16 protein-coding genes and 1 pseudogene are annotated in these 15,937 nt (G+C 69.1%); 7 read left to right on the top strand and 10 right to left on the bottom strand.

Going from position 1 to position 15,937, the window contains the following annotated elements; genetic code table 11:
• Position 1: 1 nt before the first annotated feature.
• From A5691_RS06060 to A5691_RS06050, 3 genes are all read right to left on the bottom strand, one after another.
• Entirely contained in the window at positions 2 to 625 is a 624-nt protein-coding gene (locus A5691_RS06060) for a vitamin K epoxide reductase family protein (RefSeq protein ID WP_067749879.1), read from the bottom strand.
• Positions 626 to 632: 7 nt separating this feature from the next.
• Positions 633 to 1,391, bottom strand: coding sequence for a DsbA family protein (locus A5691_RS06055; protein ID WP_067749877.1), 759 nt, complete (start codon positions 1,389 to 1,391; stop codon positions 633 to 635).
• A gap of 75 nt (positions 1,392 to 1,466) precedes the next feature.
• The gene (locus tag A5691_RS06050; RefSeq protein ID WP_068017357.1) at positions 1,467 to 2,582 is read right to left on the bottom strand and encodes an alpha/beta hydrolase; all 1,116 of its coding nucleotides are present in this window, start codon (positions 2,580 to 2,582) and stop codon (positions 1,467 to 1,469) included.
• 257 nt (positions 2,583 to 2,839) lie between these two features.
• Between A5691_RS06050 and A5691_RS28280 the strand changes: the two are divergent.
• Together A5691_RS28280 and A5691_RS06045 are read left to right on the top strand one after the other, a co-directional pair.
• Positions 2,840 to 3,015 (top strand): annotated as a pseudogene (locus tag A5691_RS28280) (oxidoreductase); the annotation flags it as partial.
• Positions 3,016 to 3,021: 6 nt separating this feature from the next.
• Positions 3,022 to 3,867 carry an aldo/keto reductase gene (locus tag A5691_RS06045; RefSeq protein ID WP_156669945.1) on the top strand — a complete coding sequence of 282 codons (846 nt, stop codon included), beginning with the start codon at positions 3,022 to 3,024 and terminating at the stop codon, positions 3,865 to 3,867.
• Between the two features lies 1 nt (position 3,868).
• On the opposite strand, the gene A5691_RS06040 is transcribed toward A5691_RS06045, so the two are convergent.
• Genes A5691_RS06040 through A5691_RS06030 form a run of 3 tightly spaced genes read right to left on the bottom strand, consistent with a single transcriptional unit; the run spans position 3,869 to position 8,539 of the window.
• The gene (locus A5691_RS06040) at positions 3,869 to 4,582 is read right to left on the bottom strand and encodes an HNH endonuclease family protein (RefSeq protein WP_067749872.1); all 714 of its coding nucleotides are present in this window, start codon (positions 4,580 to 4,582) and stop codon (positions 3,869 to 3,871) included.
• Positions 4,583 to 4,628: 46 nt separating this feature from the next.
• Positions 4,629 to 6,848 carry an ATP-dependent DNA helicase RecG gene (gene recG / locus A5691_RS06035; protein WP_068017354.1) on the bottom strand — a complete coding sequence of 740 codons (2,220 nt, stop codon included), beginning with the start codon at positions 6,846 to 6,848 and terminating at the stop codon, positions 4,629 to 4,631.
• A gap of 2 nt (positions 6,849 to 6,850) precedes the next feature.
• Positions 6,851 to 8,539, bottom strand: coding sequence for a DAK2 domain-containing protein (locus A5691_RS06030; protein WP_068017386.1), 1,689 nt, complete (start codon positions 8,537 to 8,539; stop codon positions 6,851 to 6,853).
• 261 nt (positions 8,540 to 8,800) lie between these two features.
• Here A5691_RS06030 and rpmB point away from each other — a divergent pair, with 261 nt between their 5' ends.
• Positions 8,801 to 8,995 carry a 50S ribosomal protein L28 gene (gene rpmB, locus A5691_RS06025; protein WP_067749870.1) on the top strand — a complete coding sequence of 65 codons (195 nt, stop codon included), beginning with the start codon at positions 8,801 to 8,803 and terminating at the stop codon, positions 8,993 to 8,995.
• A gap of 11 nt (positions 8,996 to 9,006) precedes the next feature.
• Here the strand turns inward: rpmB and A5691_RS06020 are convergent, their stop codons facing one another.
• Together A5691_RS06020 and A5691_RS06015 are read right to left on the bottom strand one after the other, a co-directional pair.
• Entirely contained in the window at positions 9,007 to 9,828 is an 822-nt protein-coding gene (locus tag A5691_RS06020) for a mycofactocin-coupled SDR family oxidoreductase (protein WP_068266474.1), read from the bottom strand.
• Positions 9,829 to 9,830: 2 nt separating this feature from the next.
• Complete coding sequence (locus A5691_RS06015; protein WP_068017383.1) at positions 9,831 to 10,727, bottom strand: SDR family NAD(P)-dependent oxidoreductase; 897 nt, start codon at positions 10,725 to 10,727, stop codon at positions 9,831 to 9,833.
• Positions 10,728 to 10,823: 96 nt separating this feature from the next.
• Here A5691_RS06015 and A5691_RS06010 point away from each other — a divergent pair, with 96 nt between their 5' ends.
• From A5691_RS06010 to A5691_RS05995, 4 genes are read left to right on the top strand one after another with little or no spacing between them, the layout of a single operon-like run.
• Positions 10,824 to 11,267, top strand: coding sequence for a nuclear transport factor 2 family protein (locus tag A5691_RS06010; RefSeq protein WP_067749867.1), 444 nt, complete (start codon positions 10,824 to 10,826; stop codon positions 11,265 to 11,267).
• Between the two features lie 46 nt (positions 11,268 to 11,313).
• Positions 11,314 to 12,468 carry a sulfotransferase gene (locus A5691_RS06005; RefSeq protein WP_068017380.1) on the top strand — a complete coding sequence of 385 codons (1,155 nt, stop codon included), beginning with the start codon at positions 11,314 to 11,316 and terminating at the stop codon, positions 12,466 to 12,468.
• Positions 12,461 to 13,705: a hypothetical protein gene (locus A5691_RS06000; protein WP_068017349.1), complete on the top strand. Its 1,245-nt coding sequence runs from the start codon at positions 12,461 to 12,463 to the stop codon at positions 13,703 to 13,705. Before A5691_RS06005 ends, A5691_RS06000 begins: the two co-directional genes overlap by 8 nt.
• 1 nt (position 13,706) lies before the next feature.
• On the top strand, positions 13,707 to 14,534 hold the full coding sequence (locus tag A5691_RS05995; RefSeq protein WP_068017346.1) for an oxidoreductase: 828 nt from the start codon (positions 13,707 to 13,709) through the stop codon (positions 14,532 to 14,534).
• A gap of 28 nt (positions 14,535 to 14,562) precedes the next feature.
• Here the strand turns inward: A5691_RS05995 and A5691_RS05990 are convergent, their stop codons facing one another.
• Both A5691_RS05990 and A5691_RS05985 read right to left on the bottom strand, forming a co-directional pair.
• On the bottom strand, positions 14,563 to 15,213 hold the full coding sequence (locus A5691_RS05990; RefSeq protein WP_067780133.1) for a nitroreductase: 651 nt from the start codon (positions 15,211 to 15,213) through the stop codon (positions 14,563 to 14,565).
• A 233-nt stretch (positions 15,214 to 15,446) separates the two neighbouring features.
• Positions 15,447 to 15,937, bottom strand: a 491-nt coding sequence (locus A5691_RS05985) for an HNH endonuclease signature motif containing protein (protein WP_156675643.1), incomplete at its 5' end; no start/stop codon positions are given.

Raw genomic sequence — 15,937 nt, 5'->3', positions numbered from 1 at the left:
CCTACAGCAGCGTCGACCAGTAGTCCCAGAACCGCGCCATGATCAGCAGGAACACCGCGGTGAACCACAGCGCGACGATGGACCACCGCCACTGGTACAGCACCCAGCCCACACCGCGTCCGCGGCGCTGCAGCGCCGGGCGCCACACGATCGACGCGACGACGACCAGCAGCGTGACGGTGGCCGCCCAGACGACCATGCAGTACGGGCACAACGCGCCGATCGTGTAGAGGCTCTCGTAGATCAACCAGTGCACGAACGCCGCGCCGGCGAGCAGCCCGATCGTCAACCCGATCCAATACCATTGCGGCAACGACACTTTCGTCACCGCCAGCAGCCCGGTGACGACCACCACGGTGAAGGCCACCAGGCCGAGCAGCGGGTTGGGAAAACCCAGCACCGACGCCTGCGGGGTGACCATCACCGAGCCGCACGACAGGATCGGGTTGAAATTGCACGACGGCACATACGCCGGGTTGAGCAGGAGGTCGATCTTCTCCACGGTCAGCGTTGCGGAGGCGGCCAGGCCGATCACGCCGGCGATCAGCACCCACCACGCGCTGGCCGCCGGTACGCGCGCTTCCTGAGGCGATTCCGCTGTCAGGTCGGCGGTTTGGGTCGACACCGGGTGATCAGGCGGCCGGAGGGGCGGTGGCGCCGTCGATGCCCGGCACGTCGCCCACGATGCTCTTGATCTTGGCCACCAGAGCGTCCGGTGTGGACGGGTCGTAGTCGTCGCCGTTGATCTTGATGGTCGGCGTGGCGTTGATCTTCGCGGCCGACGCCTCGCCGGTGACCTTGGCGATGTACTTGCCGCTGTTGATGCAGTCGGGCACCTTGCCCACGACGCCGGCCTCGCGGGCGAGCTCGATCAGCCGGGCGTTGTCGGGGAAGCTGGTGCCGCGTTCGCTGGGCTGCAGGTCGGTGGTGTACAGCGCGGTGTGGAATCGGCGGAACGCGTCGATCGACTCGTCGGCCACGCACAGGGCCGCGGCCCCCGCCCGCGACGAGTAGTTCTGGTTCCTGGCGTTGTCCAGGATCGACACCATGGAGTAGTCGGCCGCGATGGCGCCGACGTCGATCAGCCTGGACACCGTCGGACCGAAGGTCCGCTCGAAGTTGCCGCAGGCCGGGCAAAGGAAGTCCTCGTAGAACGTCACCACGGCCTTGGGGTTGTTGGTCCCGGGCTGGGTGACCAGCTTGCTGGAGGTCACCCGCACGGTGTCGCCCGCGCCGATGGCGGCGGTCTTCTTGTGGTGCGTGACCACGATGTAGGAGACCAGCGCGACCAGGAAGATGACGACGACGGCGGTCCCGCCGATCTGCACGAGTCGGCCCGATTTACCGTCGGCCGCCTTCATGTCAAAGCGCGGTTTGGATTTGTCGGCCACAGTTGCGCGATCCTTCGGTAATCGGGTGGTCGTTCGTGGGCGCCTCTAGATTACCGGCGCCGACGGCGCAACAGATCAGACCCGGCTCAGGTGGGCCCGCAGAGCCGAGATCAACTCCGTGGTCGCGGCGGCGCTGCCGCCGCCGAGCTGGAACAAGTTGACGAAGCCGTGCGTCAGCGACCCCATGCACCGCAGATCGACCGCGGTCCCGGCCACCCGCAGCGCCTCCGCGTAGCTCTCGCCCTCGTCGCGCAGCGGATCGAACCCGGCGACCGCGATCAGGGCCGGTGCCAGCCCGGCCAGCGACTCGGCCAGCAGCGGGGATACCCGGGGATCCGCCCGGTCGACGCCCGAGCCGCGCAGGTACTGGGACTCGAACCAGTCGATGTCGCGTTTGGTCAGCAGGAAGCGGCGGGCGAACAGGCCCAGGGAACGGGTCTGCGAGGTGAAATCGGTCCGCGGGTAGATCAGCCACTGCAACACCGGGGCGGGGGCACCCTCGTCGCGCGCCTGTTGGCAGACGACGGCCGCCAGGTTGCCGCCCGCGCTGTCCCCGCCGACCGCGACCCGGCCGGGCGCGGCGCCGAGTTCCTCGGCGTGGTCGTACGCCCATCTGAAAGCCGCGTAGGCGTCCTCGACTGCCGCCGGGGCCGGGTGCTCGGGGGCCAGCCGGTAGTCGATGGACAACACGTGGATGCCGGCGTCGCGGCACGTCAACCGGCACAGCGCGTCATAGGAGTCCAGGTCGCCGATCGACCACCCACCGCCGTGGTAGAAGACCAGCATCGGCGCGGAGGCGCCGTTGGCGGGACGGTAGTGCCGCGCCGGGATCTCACCCGCGGGTCCGGGCAGCGTCAGGTCACGGACGTCGACGTGGATCTGCGGCCCGGGAAGCTCCAGCAACATCTGCCGTAACTGAGCGCGGGACGCGGCCGCGTCGTCGTCGACCACCAGGCCGTCGATGCCGACGGCGCGCAGGCCGGAGAGCATCAGCTGAAGCGTGGCGTCCAGCGTGTTGCCGTCGATGGTCACCGAGCGGCCGCCGAACAGCGCGCGCTTGGCGGGGGTCGGGATCCACGGGATGACCTTGACACCGATCGTGGAGACGGCGCCCTGCATGCGACTGGTCAGGCGCATGGGCGCGTGTTTGACGCCGAGATGGAGGTCCGGCGCGGGCACGCTCTTGGTCATGGGCACTCCCTGTACATAACGTGGCGACGCTCGACGACGGACGATTTTTCGTTCCGCACCGTCTCGGACTCTTCCGGTGTTCGGCGGCCACCGAGCGGGTGCGGTCGGTGGCCGCGCTGCGCGTCCGGGTACCGGCTGGACGGGTGGCCCGCTCCGGTGAGCCGTGTGCCAACTCTACGTGGTGACGAATATCCCAAAAAGAAGACGGGGGTCCAGACCACCGCGGCCCGGCCCGGTGTCGCTGAGGTGGTATTTTCCAGCTCGGTAATATCGTGATCCCCAAGCCGGTAATCGCCTCACGGATTGCGAGCAGCTTCGACGTGTTCGATTTCGAACTCAGCGCCTGGAATTCAGCGCCGATGGAATGGCGTCGATCTCCTCGCTTGATGGCGCCCGGTTGGGCCCACGAAACTTCAATTCCACAGGCAGGTGAATGACATTGGCTGGCGAGTCGGGCGCTGCCGTGCCCTCGATAGCTCTTAATGACGAAAACACGATGCCGGTGCTGGGCTTGGGCGTCGCTGACCTGTCCGAGGACGAGACGGAACGGGCGGTCTCCGCGGCGCTGGAGATGGGCTGCCGCCTGGTCGACACCGCGTCGGCCTACGGCAACGAGGCCGCCGTCGGCCGTGCCATCGCGGCCTCCGGGATCCCCCGCGCCGAGCTGTTCGTCACCACCAAGCTGGCCGCCGCCGACCATGGGTTCCTGCGGGCCGAGGAGGCCTGCAAGGAAAGCCTGGAGCGGCTCGGCCTGGAGTACGTCGACCTGTACCTGATCCATTGGCCGGTGCCGTCGCGCGGTGAGTACGTGAACTCGTTCGGCGGGCTGATCCAGTGCCGCGGGAACGGGCTGGCGCGCTCGATCGGTGTCTCGAACTTCACGGAGCAGCACGTCACCGACGTCATCGACCTGACCTTCGTCACCCCGGCGGTCAACCAGGTCGAGCTGCACCCGCTGCTGAACCAGGCCGACGTCCGCAAGACCAACGCGGAGCACAACGTTGTCACCCAGGCCTACACACCGCTGGCGCTCGGCAAGCTCACGGACAACCCGACGGTGACCTCGGTCGCCGGCGAGTACGGCAAGACGCCGGCTCAGGTGCTGCTCCGGTGGAACCTGCAGCTGGGCAACGCGGTGGTCTTCCGGTCCGCCAACCCCGAGCACATCGCCGGCAACCTCGACGTGTTCGACTTCGAGTTGGCCGCCGACCACATGGACGCGATCAACGGGCTCAACGACGGCACCCGGCTGCGCCCGGATCCCAACACCTTCGAGGGCGCCTGAGCTAACCCGCCGGGCAGGTGGCCGCCGCCTGGCGGAGCACACCGGTCGACGCCTGGTCCACCGGCAGCGCGTAGCCGCGCAGCACGGCGATGAACTGCATTGCGTACTGGCAGGCGAACGCCGCGTTCGGCGGCATCCACTGCGCCGGCGAGGCGTCGCCCTTGTCCTGATTGGCCTGCCCGTCGACGGCCAGCAGGTTGGCCGGATCGTTGGCGAACCGCAGCCGCTCCCCGTCCGGCCAGTTGTAGGCGCCCATGTCCCAGGCGTAGGCCAGCGGGACGATGTGATCGATCTGCACCGCCTCGCCGACCTTGGCGCCCCGCTGGAAGGCGATCGTCTTGTTGGTGTACGGGTCGTGCAGGGTGCCGGTGGCCACCGCGTCCGGACACCGCTTGGTCGACACGTAGGTCTTGTCCACGAGGTCGCGGTTGAGGATGTCGTCGCGGGTGTCGCAGCCGTTGTGGCCCAGCGGGGCGTCGTTGTCGTCGTCCCACGCGTCGCCGAACGCCGCCCTGCGGTAGTCGTACCGGTGCGCCCGCAGCGGCAGCACCGCGATACCCGCGAGCACGTCGGCGCCCGGTTGCACGGTCGGAACGTCGGCGCGCGCGGCGTATTCGTCCGCGTGCCTGGCCGTCGAGGATCCGACCGTCTGGTAGGCCACCAGCAGGGCGAGCGCAGCGGCCGCGGACAACCACAGCAGCACTTTGCGGTTCACAAGCGCCGCTCCTCCTCATCGCTTCGCTCTGCATCGTCGCCGGCGGTCACGACTTGTCCAGGTATTCGATCCGGTCGGTGGTGACGAAAGGCGCTGCCAGCAAGGCCAATTCGGGGCTGGCCGGATTTTCGTCGTAGCTTCGGACGCAGAAGTCCCGCGCGGCCTCGATGACGTCGCGGTGGTCGGCCAGCGAGAGCAGGCGCAGGTTGATCGCGCGGCCGGACTGATTGCGGCCCAAGACGTCTCCTTCCCGGCGCTCCTTGAGGTCGAGGTCGGCGAGCGCAAACCCGTCCTGGGTCGCGGCCACGGCCGAGAGCCGCCGGCCCGCGGGCGACCCCGGCGAGACCCAGGTGGCGAGCAGGCACAGACTCGGGTGCCGGCCGCGGCCGATGCGGCCGCGCAGCTGATGCAGCTGGCTGATGCCGAACCGGTCGGCATCCATCACCAGCATCACCGTGGCGTTGGGGACGTCCACGCCCACTTCGATCACCGTGGTGCACACCAGCACATCGGTCTCACCGGCGCGAAACGCCGCCATCGCGGCGTCCTTCTCCTCGGCGGACAGCCGGCCGTGCATCAGCCCGAGGCGCAGGTTCGCCAGCTCGCGCGCAGGTAGCCGCGCGTAGAGTCCCTCGGCCGTCTCCGACGGTCTCGCGTCCTGCTCCTGCTTCTCCGGCTCGTCGGTCTCGTCGATCCGGGGCGCCACCACATAGGCCTGCCGGCCGGCGGCGACCTCCTCGGTGATGCGCCGCCAGGCGCGGTCGAGCCACGCGGGCTTGTCCCTGACGAAGATCACGTTGCTGGTGATCGGCTGGCGTCCGCGCGGAAGTTCGCGCAGCGTCGAGGTTTCCAGGTCGCCGTAGACGGTCAATGCGACCGTGCGCGGTATCGGCGTCGCCGTCATCACCAGCAGGTGCGGGGTCACACCGGGACGGGCCTTGGCCCGCAACTGGTCTCGCTGTTCGACCCCGAACCGGTGTTGCTCGTCGACAACCACCATGCCCAGGTTGTGGAATTCCACCGCGTCCTGCAACAGCGCATGAGTGCCCACGACGATCCCGGCCTGACCGCTCGCCACCTCGTCGCGGACTTGCTTCTTCTGCGCCGCGGTCATCGAACCGGTGAGCAGGGCTACCCGCGTTGCGTTGTCCGCGCCACCGAGCTGGCCAGCCATCGCCAGCGGGCCCAGCACGTCATTGATGGACCTAAGATGTTGGGCCGCAAGGACTTCCGTCGGCGCCAGCAGCGCACACTGGTAACCGGCGTCCACCAGTTGCAGCATCGCCAGCACCGCGATGATCGTCTTGCCCGAGCCGACCTCGCCCTGCAGCAGGCGGTTCATCGGCCGGGTTGCCGAGAGTTCCCCGGCGAACACGTCGAGCACCTCGCGCTGCCCGGCGGTCAGCTCGAACGGCAAGCGCCCCAGCAGTTCCGCGGACAGGCCGTCGGGGCGCGGCGGCGCCGGGGGTCCCGATTCCGACAGCTCGCTGTGCCGCCGGGTGACCAGCGCCCACTGCAGCCCCACGGCCTCGTCGAACGTCAGCCGCTCCCGCGCCCGCCGCCGCGCCAACTGGTCTTCCGCCAGGTGGATGTCGCGCAACGCGCGGTCCTCGGAAACCAGGCCGTGGCGGCTGCACAGGTCCGCGGGCAGCGGGTCGTCGACCGGGTCCAGGACGTCGAGTACCTGGCGCACGCACCTGAAGATGTCCCAGCTCTGCACCTTCGTGGTCGCCGGATAGATCGGGAAGAAGGCGCGCTCGAACGCCGCCATCTGCACCTCGCCGGTGGTGGCCTGGGAGGCGATCGCGATGTTCTTCAACGAGCTGGTGCCACGGTTCTTGCCGTCCGGGGAATCGAGGATGAGGAAGGCCGGGTGCGTCAGTTGCATGACGTTCTTGAAGAACCCGACCTCCCCGGACAGCATCACCTTGGTGCCCTCGGTCAGGTCCTTCTTCAGATAGTTCGCGTTGAAGAACGTGGCGGTCACCTTGTTGCGGCCGGCGCCGAGGGTGATCCGGTGGCAGACCTTCTTCGGGGTCTTCTTCATCGGCCAGGTCTTGGTCTCGGTGATCGTGTCGACGATGGTGATGTGCTCGCCAGCCGGTGGGCGCTGGTCGTCGGCGTCCCACCGGGTCGCGCCCTCGGTGTAGCTGCGCGGGTAGTGGCGCAACAGATCGTCGACGGTGCGGATGCCCAACTCCTCGTCGAGCTGATCGGCGGCCTTGGCGCCCACCACGAAGTCCAGCCGGTCGGCCAGCGACGCCACGGCTACTCGACCCCGATCAACAGCGCGTCACCGCGGTGGCCGGTGCGGTAGGTGACCAGCTCGGTGCCCGGGTGATGGTCGTGCATGTGCTTTTGCAGGATGCCGCTCACGGCCGCGACGTCCTCTTCCGATTCGATGGCGGCGCCGACCAGCACCGTCACCAGGTCCCCGCCGGACGCCAGCAACAGATCCAGCAGGCCGATGGCCGCCCCGATCGCGTCGGCCGCCACGATCAGCACCTCGTCGCCCGCGATGCCCAGCCCGTCGCCGGGCTGGCAGCGGCCGGCCCAGGTCAACGCGCTTTCGGTCGCGATGCGCACGGACGCATGCCGGGCGGCACCGGCGGCGCGGGCCATGGTGTAGCCGTCGTCCACCGCCTGCCGGCCGGTTTCGTGCACGGCCAGCGCTGCCAGCCCCTGCACCATCGACGCCGTCGGGATCGGCACGACGTCGATCCCCCAGCCGATCGCCGCGGTGCATCCGGCCACCAGCTCCTCGGCGGGCACGTATCCGTTGGGCAGCACCATCACCTGCGCGGCGCCGGTGTCGATGACCGCGCGCATCAGCTGGTGCGCACTGATGTTCTCCTGGTCGCCGGCGGCCGGATCGCGCCGCAGCACGCACGCGCCCTCCCCACCGAACAGCTCGGCGGCACCCTCGCCGTCGACGACGGCCAGCACCGCCCGCTCCCGCGTCCAGCCGCCGACCGGCAGTCCGGCGGCGCCCGAGCTCAGCGCCGAAATCACGATGCGGCTCAGCCGCCCCGCCGCGAGCCCCGCCTCGACCGCGGCGCCGGCGTCGTCGGTATGCACATGGACCGAGTACGTGCGCTCGGCCGACGACGTCGCGGCCGCGATGCCCACGGAATCGCCCAGCTCCCCGAGCCGGTCCCGCAGCGCGTCCGCGGCGGCCGCATCGCAGCCGTCCAAGCGGTACATCACCTCGAATTGCGGCGCGGGGCGTTCGGCGGCGGCGTCCGGTTGCGGCGCCCGCGGTGACAGCTCGTACACGGTTCGGGCGGGCGCCTGACCGGTGACGGTGGTGCGCAGGGCGTCGAGCAGGACGAGCAGGCCCCGGCCGCCGGCGTCCACGGCGCCGGCGTCGGCGAGCACGTCGAGCTGTTCGGTCGTCTTCTCCAGCGCGACGACCGCGGCGTCGCCGGCGGCGATGATCGCCGGGGTGAGGCCGTCCCCGGCCTGGGCGCACTCCCCGACGGCGTCGGCCGCTGACCGCAGCACGGAGACGATGGTCCCCGGGATCTCCTCCCCGCCCATCGAGGCGATGACCAGGTCCACGCCGCGCCGCAACGACGCCCCCAGCAGGGCGGCATCGATGTGCGGCAGCTCACCGCCGGAATCGGCGGCCGCGACGGCGGTGACGTCGGCGATTCCGCGCAGAATCTGCGACAGGATCACCCCGGAATTTCCGCGCGCGCCGTTCAGGGCGCCGGCCGACATCGCGGCGGCGGCCCGGGCGACGCAGGCCGAGCCGCCCTCGGAATTCACGCCGGCGTTCGCCTCGGCCAGCGCCGAACGCATCGTGAACAGCATGTTGGCGCCGGTATCGGAGTCGGCGACCGGAAAGACGTTGAGCCGGTTGATCTCGTCGATGTGGGTGATGAGGTCACTGACGGCGGTGTGCGCCCAATCCCGTAGGGCGATCGCGTCGAGCAGACGTTCCGACGTTCCCAGTGTCAGCCACCTCCTCCACAACCCGCCCCCCGGTGGGCGCCAGCGTAGCCCGGCGACTCGGGCGACGGCCGCCCGTGACCACCACCCCGCGGGCGGGTCGATCCGACCCATTGAGCCTAGCCAGACGGGGCGACAGTGGTGGCGATCGTTTTGGTGGTTGCCACTGGAGTCGGTATCCTGGTTGGGCCCGGGTCAGCCGGGCTTTCCCGGCCCCGTGTCAGACCGCCGAGCCGGACCCCCGAGATTTGAGGAGCTTGAACAATGGCCGCTGTGTGCGACATCTGCGGGAAAGGCCCCGGCTTCGGCAAGTCGGTGTCGCACTCCCACCGCCGCACCAGCCGCCGGTGGGACCCCAACGTCCAGACCGTGCACGTTGTCACCCGCCCGGGCGGCAACAAGCAGCGCCTCAACGCCTGCACGTCGTGCATCAAGGCCGGCAAGGTCGTTCGGGGCTAGCCCGTTCGCGGCTACATCACCACGTGCCCGGCGTCGACGGGTATCGACACGCCCGTCACGTAGCGGGCGCGAGGACCGACCAGCCACAGCACCGCTTCGGTCACGTCCTGCGCTTCGACCAGCGGCACGTCGGGCAGCAACATCTGCGAGACGGCCGGGTTCGGGTTCTCCAGCATCCGGTTGACGACGAAGTCATTGAGGATCATTGGCGTCATGACGCCGGCCGGATGCACGGAGTTGACCCGAATCTTGTGCGGCGCGTGCGCGTTGGCCGCCGACCGCATCAACCCCACCACCCCGTGCTTGGACGCGGCGTAGGCGAACATCGCGGCGCTGCCGTCGCCGCCCTTGCCGGTCAGCCCCTGCGACGAGCTGACCAGCACGATCGACCCGCCCTGGCCCTTGCGGATGATCGAGGGCACGGTCGCCAGCAACGTGTGCCACACGCCCTTGAGGTTGGTGTCGACGATCGTGTTGAACACCGGTTCCGAGTGGGCTTCGCGGTCACCGATGGCGACCACCCCGGCGTTGGCGACGACGATGTCCACCTCCCCGACGTCGTCGATAGCGCTTTGCACCGCGGCATCCAATTGCGCCAGGTCGCGGACGTCGGCGACGACCGGCGCCACCCTGCGGCCCGCGGCCTCGACCAGCCGGGCGGTCTCGTCGAGGTCCGATTTGGTGCCCAGCGGGTAGGGAATCGCGTCGATGTCGGTGCAGATGTCCACGGCGATGATGTCGGCGCCCTGCTCGGCGAAGGCGACCGCGTGGCTGCGGCCCTGGCCGCGCGCCGCACCGGTGATGACGGCGACCTTGTTGTCGAGTTCGCCCATGGCTACACCTCCAACTTCGTGCCGGTCTCTTGCTCGGCGAAGGCCACCAGGCGGGCGGCCGCGTCGTAATCGCACGCCACCGGCGACCGGCCGATCAGCACCGGGCCGCCGCGCAGCCCGAATCTCCCGGTGACCCCGACGTAGCTGCCGGGCGGCAACGGTTCGCTGATGCAGTACAGCGTGGGGGCCGCGCCCTCGTCGATGTCGTTGGCCAGCCGGTCGGCCACCACCTTGACCACCTTGTGGGCGGCCGCCATCAGCGGCGAGTCGCCGAGCTGCGACAGGTTCGACGCCACCCAGCCCGGATGGGTGAGCTGGGTGACCACCGGCGACCCGGCCGCACGCAGCCTGCGGTCCAGCTCGAGGCCCCAGAGCATGACCGTGAGCTTGGACTGCGCGTAGGCGCCCAGCCGGGTCCATTTGTGCCGGCGCAGGTGCAGGTCGTCCAGGTGCAGCGTCGCCGACCGGTGCGCGTCGGAGCCGACGTTGATGATCTGCGAGCGCACCCTGGGCAGGAGCAGGTTGGTCAGGGCGAACGGGCCGAGCAGGTTGGTGGCCAGCGTCTTCTCGAATCCGTCGACCGTTTCGGTGCGGCGTTCGGTCAGGGCGCCGGCGTTGTTGATCAGGATGTCGACGTCGTCGATCGAACTGGCGAAGGCGCGCACCGAGGCCTTGTCGGCGAGGTCGACCCTGGCCACCGCGGTCGAGCCGCCCATCGCAGAGATTTCAGTGGCGCGTTGCTCGCCCAGCTCGGTGTTGCGCACCGCCATGATCACGTGGGCGCCGGCTTTGGCCAAGGCGCGGGCGGTCCCGAGCCCGACGCCGTTGGTGGCTCCGGTCACGACGATTCGTTTGCCGGTCAGGTTGCCGAGCCGGCTCGGCGTCCAAGGTAGGGTCACGGCGATCAAGAGTAATGGTCGGTTCTATGTAAATTGGACCGGTTCTGCCACCATTGTTCGCGGAAGCGGAGGACATGGGTTCGACGGGTGGTCCACATGAGTGACAGCGCAACAGAAATCACCAACCTGATCTACACCTACGCCGAGCTTCTCGACGGTGGCGACCTGGACGGGGTCGCCCGGCTCTTCGAGCACGGCCGCATCTGCGGCGTGGAGGACGGGCCGCCGGAGACGGTGTTCGCCGGCGCCGCCCGGGTGCGCGAGATGTATGAGATGGCCACGCGCATCTACGAAGACGGCACCCCCAAGACCAAACACAACACCACCAACGTGCAGCTGCACATCGACGAGGCGGCGGGAACCGCCCGCAGCACGTCCTACTACTGCGTCACCCAGGCCACTGCCGAACTGCCGCTGCAGGTGATCGTGACGGGGCACTATAAGGACACGTTCAAGAGGGTGGACGGCGCCTGGCGGTTCGACAGCCGCACCATGTTCGTCGACCAGGTCGGCGACGTCAGCCGGCATTTGAAGTTCTGAGCGCGTGGACGCCCCGTTCGACCGTGCTTTCGACCCAGCCTCGGTCATGGCCGACGCCCAGCGCAAGGAGGCGCTCACCGACTGGGGCCCGGGCGAATTCGAAGGCCCGCTGCGGGTGTTGCTCGACGACTACGGGGCCGCCGATCTGAACCCGATCGGCGTGCACATCCTGCGCTCGGGCATCGTGCACAGCTTGCGCATGCGACTGCGCGCCCAGGAGTGGATGCGCCGTCACCCGGAGATCCTCGGCGAGCGCGTCGCCCCGCCGATCGTCGTCGTCGGGATGATGCGGAGCGGCACCACGCTGCTGCAGCGCCTGCTGGCCGCCGACCCGCGCTTCGTCTGCGCCTACGGCTGGGAGGTCGTCGAGGTCGCGCCCCGGCTGGACTATGAATTCACCGGGGTCGATCCGCGGATCGCGATCAGCGAAGGGCGCGAGGCGAAGTCGCGCGAGCTGGCGCCGGAACTGTTCGCCATCCATCCGATGTACGCGCGGGAGGCCGAGGAGGAGATCGTCTTCCTGGCCGACGCGTTCCTGTCCCATGTCCCCGAATCCGGTGCGCACCTACCCCGTTACCGATCCTGGCTCGACGCGCAGGACTTCACCCCCGCCTACGAGTATCTGCACCGCATGCTGCAGTTCGTGCAGTGGCAGAAGCGCCGGCGCGGGCTCGACGGCCGGCGTTGGGTGCTCAAATCGCCGGCCCACCTTGGCTATTTGGATTCACTGCGTGCGCGGTTCCCCGGTCTGCACATCGTGCACATGCATCGCGATCCGCGAACCACGATCGCTTCGGGGGCCAGCCTGAACGCCACCCTGCACGCGATGCACGCCGACGCCGTCGATGCGCACCGGGTCGGCGCGCAATGGCTGGAGCGGATGGGCTGGGCCAACGATCGGGCGATGGCTTCCCGCGACGGCTGGTCCGATGACGGTGACCGCGTCACCGACATCGGCTTCGACGACGCGGTCGCCGACCCGATCGGCCAGGTGGCACGCGTTTACGACGCCGTCGGGATTCCGCTCACGGCCGAGGCCGAGGACGCGATGCGGCGCTGGCTCGACGGGCGTCCCCGCGAGGCGGCGCGCCCGCCCTATGGCTTACCGGACTACGGCCTGCGCCCAGAGCAGGTCGACGAGCGATTCACGTTGTATAACAAGCGCTTTGGGCAATATATCGGAGGAGCAGCGCATGCCTGATGACCCCGTCGCGACAGCCTCGCAGCACGAACAGGAGTTGGCCGCACTCGAGCTGATCGAGCACCCGGTCGTGAAGGCCGCCTATCGATCGGTGGCCGAGACCTGGCTGGGCCGGGCCAAGGCGTCGCAGGCGATGCGGGAGCGGTTCGACGACGCGTTCGCCGAGGTGATGTTCTCGGCGGCGGTGTGGTCGTCCAACCAGGACAAGCTGCGGCCCAAGGTCAGCTGCATCACCCGGCTGGCGCACCCCGTCGACGGCCGGCGCATCCCCGGATCACGCTGGGGCATCGACAATCCCGACAGCGTGTACCGGGTGATCCCGATCTCCGGCGACGAGCGCTACGAAATCCGCGGCCGGGTGGGCGAGCACCGGATGACCGAGAACTATTTCACGCTGTGGGACGCGCGCATGGGCACCGTCGACGTGCTCAACGGCCGCACCATGCGGGTCGATTCCGACGGCAGCTTCACCATCACCGTGGACTCCGACCCCGCGGGCGGGCGGCCCAACCACGTGCAAACCACCCCCGAGGCGCACGAGTTCTACATCCGCGACGTGCTGCTGGACTGGGGCCGGGACGACCCCAATCACCTCGAGGTGCAACGCCTTGGCGGGCCGCCGGCCGCACCGGCGCGCACGCTCGACGAGCAGGCCGAGGCCACCGCGGCGATGATGGAGTACTTCGCCAACTTCACCGGCAAGCTCAGCCACGGCGTGTACAAGATGCCAGCCAACCATTTCAACCTGGCCTGGTCGGCCGACAAGGTCGGCGCGATGCGCAACCAGGTCTACGTCATGGGTCGCTTCGACCTCGCACCCGACGAGGCGTTCGTGGTGGACCTCAACGACGGTGGGGCCGAATACTTCACGGTGCCGCTCAGCAACATCTGGGGCACGACGCTGGACATCCTCGACCGCACCGGCAGCCTCAACAAGGCGCAATCGCTGGCCAACGAGGACGGGAGCTACACCTACGTGATCGCGCCGACCGACCCCGGAGTGGCCAACTGGATCGACTCCGACGGCCTGCTCGAGGGCATTCTGACCTTGCGCATGGCCGAATTCGGTGAGCCGGGTCCCCGCGAAGACCTCGGCGCACGCGGCCGGGTGGTCAAGCTGGACCGGCTCGACGCCGAGGTGCCACAACTGCCATCGGTGAGCCCGCAGGAGCGTGCGGCGCAACTCGCCGACCGGCGCACCGCGTATCTGCGGCGCCTGCCGGAAGGGTCGGCCTGAGATGGCGCGCTGGCTGATCACCGGATGCTCGACCGGCTTCGGTCGCGAAATCGCCCGGGCCGCTTTGGAAGCGGGCCACAGCGCGGTGGTGACCGCGCGCCGCGCCGACTCGGTGCGCGACTTCGCCGACGAGTTCGGTGACCGGGCGAGGGCCGTCACGCTCGACGTGACGGACCCCGAGCAGATCGCGGCGGCGGTGTCGGCGGCCGACACGGCGTTCGGCGGCATCGACGTCCTGGTCAACAACGCCGGCCACGGCTACCTGTCCGCCGTCGAGGAGGGCGAGGACGCCGAGGTTCGACAGCTGTTCGAGGTCAACTACTTCGGCGCGGTCAACATGATCAAGGCGGTGCTGCCGGCGATGCGCGCCCGTCGCTCCGGGCACATCATCAACATGTCCTCGATGACCGGCCTGGTCGCCAATCCACCGAACGCCTATTACTCGTCGACGAAGTTCGCGCTGGAGGCGATCACCGAGGCGCTCGCCACCGAGGTGCGGCCGCTGGGGATCAAGGTGACCGCCATCGAGCCGGGCGCCTTCCGCACCGACTGGGCGACGCGATCGATGAAGGAGTCGGGTACCCCGATCGCCGATTACGTCGACGTGGCGGCGCGCAAGGACCTGATCAAGCAGTTCGCCGATCATCTTCCCGGTGATCCGAGGAAGGTCGCCGAGGCCGTGCTGATGGTGACCACGCTCGACGAGCCGCCGCTGCGGCTGCTGCTGGGCCGTGACGTGCTCAAGGCCATGCGCGACAAGCTCGCCGCGCTGTCATCGTCGATCGAAGAGTGGAAATCCGTCACCAAGGACGTGAACTTCGCGGATTAGCGGCGACTTTGGGTGTCACCAGGGGTCCTCACTCGTCGAGGAACACGGCGTGCTCGTCCACCGCGTCGCGCCCGATGCGCAACCTGTTGGCGGGGAAATCGGGGTCGGAGTAGCCGATGGACAGGCCGCACAGGATGTTCAGCTCCGGCGGAATGTTCAGCTGCTCGCGCACCACGTCGGGGTACCCGGCGATCGCCACCTGCACGCAGCTTCCCAACCCGCGCGCGGTCAGGGCGAGCAGCAAGGTCTGCAGGAACATACCCACTCCCATGCTGTCGGCGTAGCCGAGGTCGCGATGCATGCACACGATGGCACCCAGCGGGGCGCGGAAGAACTCCCAGTTGCGCAACACGGCGATACGCCGCGCCTCGCTGTCGTGGCGGGCGATGCCCATCGAGCCGTACACGTGTGCGCCGGTGTCGCTGCGGAAATGGGCGAACTCGGCAGGCAGCTGCGGTACCCGGGGCGGTTCGGCGCGGGCCTTTTCCAGCATCGCGGTCACCAACCGGTCGCGGGCGGCGCCGGCGACGAAAACCAGGTGCCATGGCTGCACATTGGAGTTCGACGGCGCGCGCATGGCCAGCTCCAGAGATTCCCGCACCAGGTGGCGCGGCACCGGGTCGGGCAGGAACAGCCGCGTCGAATGCCGCTCCCGGATGGTGTCTTCCAAGTCGTACATAGCTTCATGGTGTCAGGCCCGCGGCGATCGTGAGCGCGGCGAAGCCGGGCGAAACGGGTCGCCGCCATTGGACCCCGCGGCGATCGTGAGCGCGGCGAAGCCGGGCGAAACGAGTCGACGCCACCAGGCCCGCGGCGATCGTGAGCGCGGCGAAGCCGGGCGCAGCGGGTCGCCGCCATTGGACGCAGCGGTGATCGTGAGCGCGGCGAAGCCGGGCGAAACGGGTCGTTACGTCAAACGGGGTCGTCGTCGTCGGTGTCGCGGAGGAAGCGTTCGGGGTGATGGTAGGTGTTGGTGCGGGGTTGGCCGCGGTCGAGGTGGGGTGGGGGGATCCATTCGGTTTCGCCGCAGGCGTTGGTGCGGGTGGTCCAGCCTTGTTCGGCGAGGCGGTTGTCGGGCCCGCAGGCCAGCGTGAGGTCGTCGATGTCGGTGCGCCGGGTGTTTTGCCAGCCGCGGACATGGTGGACCTGGCTGTGGTAGGCCGGGGCGTCACATCCCGGCCTGGTACATCCGCGATCCTTGGCGTAGAGCATGATTCGCTGCGCCGGGGAAGCCAGCCGTTTGGTGTGGTGCAGCGCCAGGGGCCGCCCGTTGTCGAAGATCGCCAGATAGTGGTGGGCGTGGCCGGCCCAGCGGATCACATCGGACATGGGCACCAGCGTGCCGCCGGCAGTCAGGGCCTTACCGGCGGCGGCCTCCAACTCCTGCAACGTGGTGCTCACCA

The sequence above is a fragment of the Mycobacterium sp. E183 genome (assembly GCF_001667735.1).
In the GTDB taxonomy this organism is placed as follows: domain Bacteria; phylum Actinomycetota; class Actinomycetes; order Mycobacteriales; family Mycobacteriaceae; genus Mycobacterium.
This window is presented reverse-complemented; position numbering and strand designations above follow the sequence as displayed.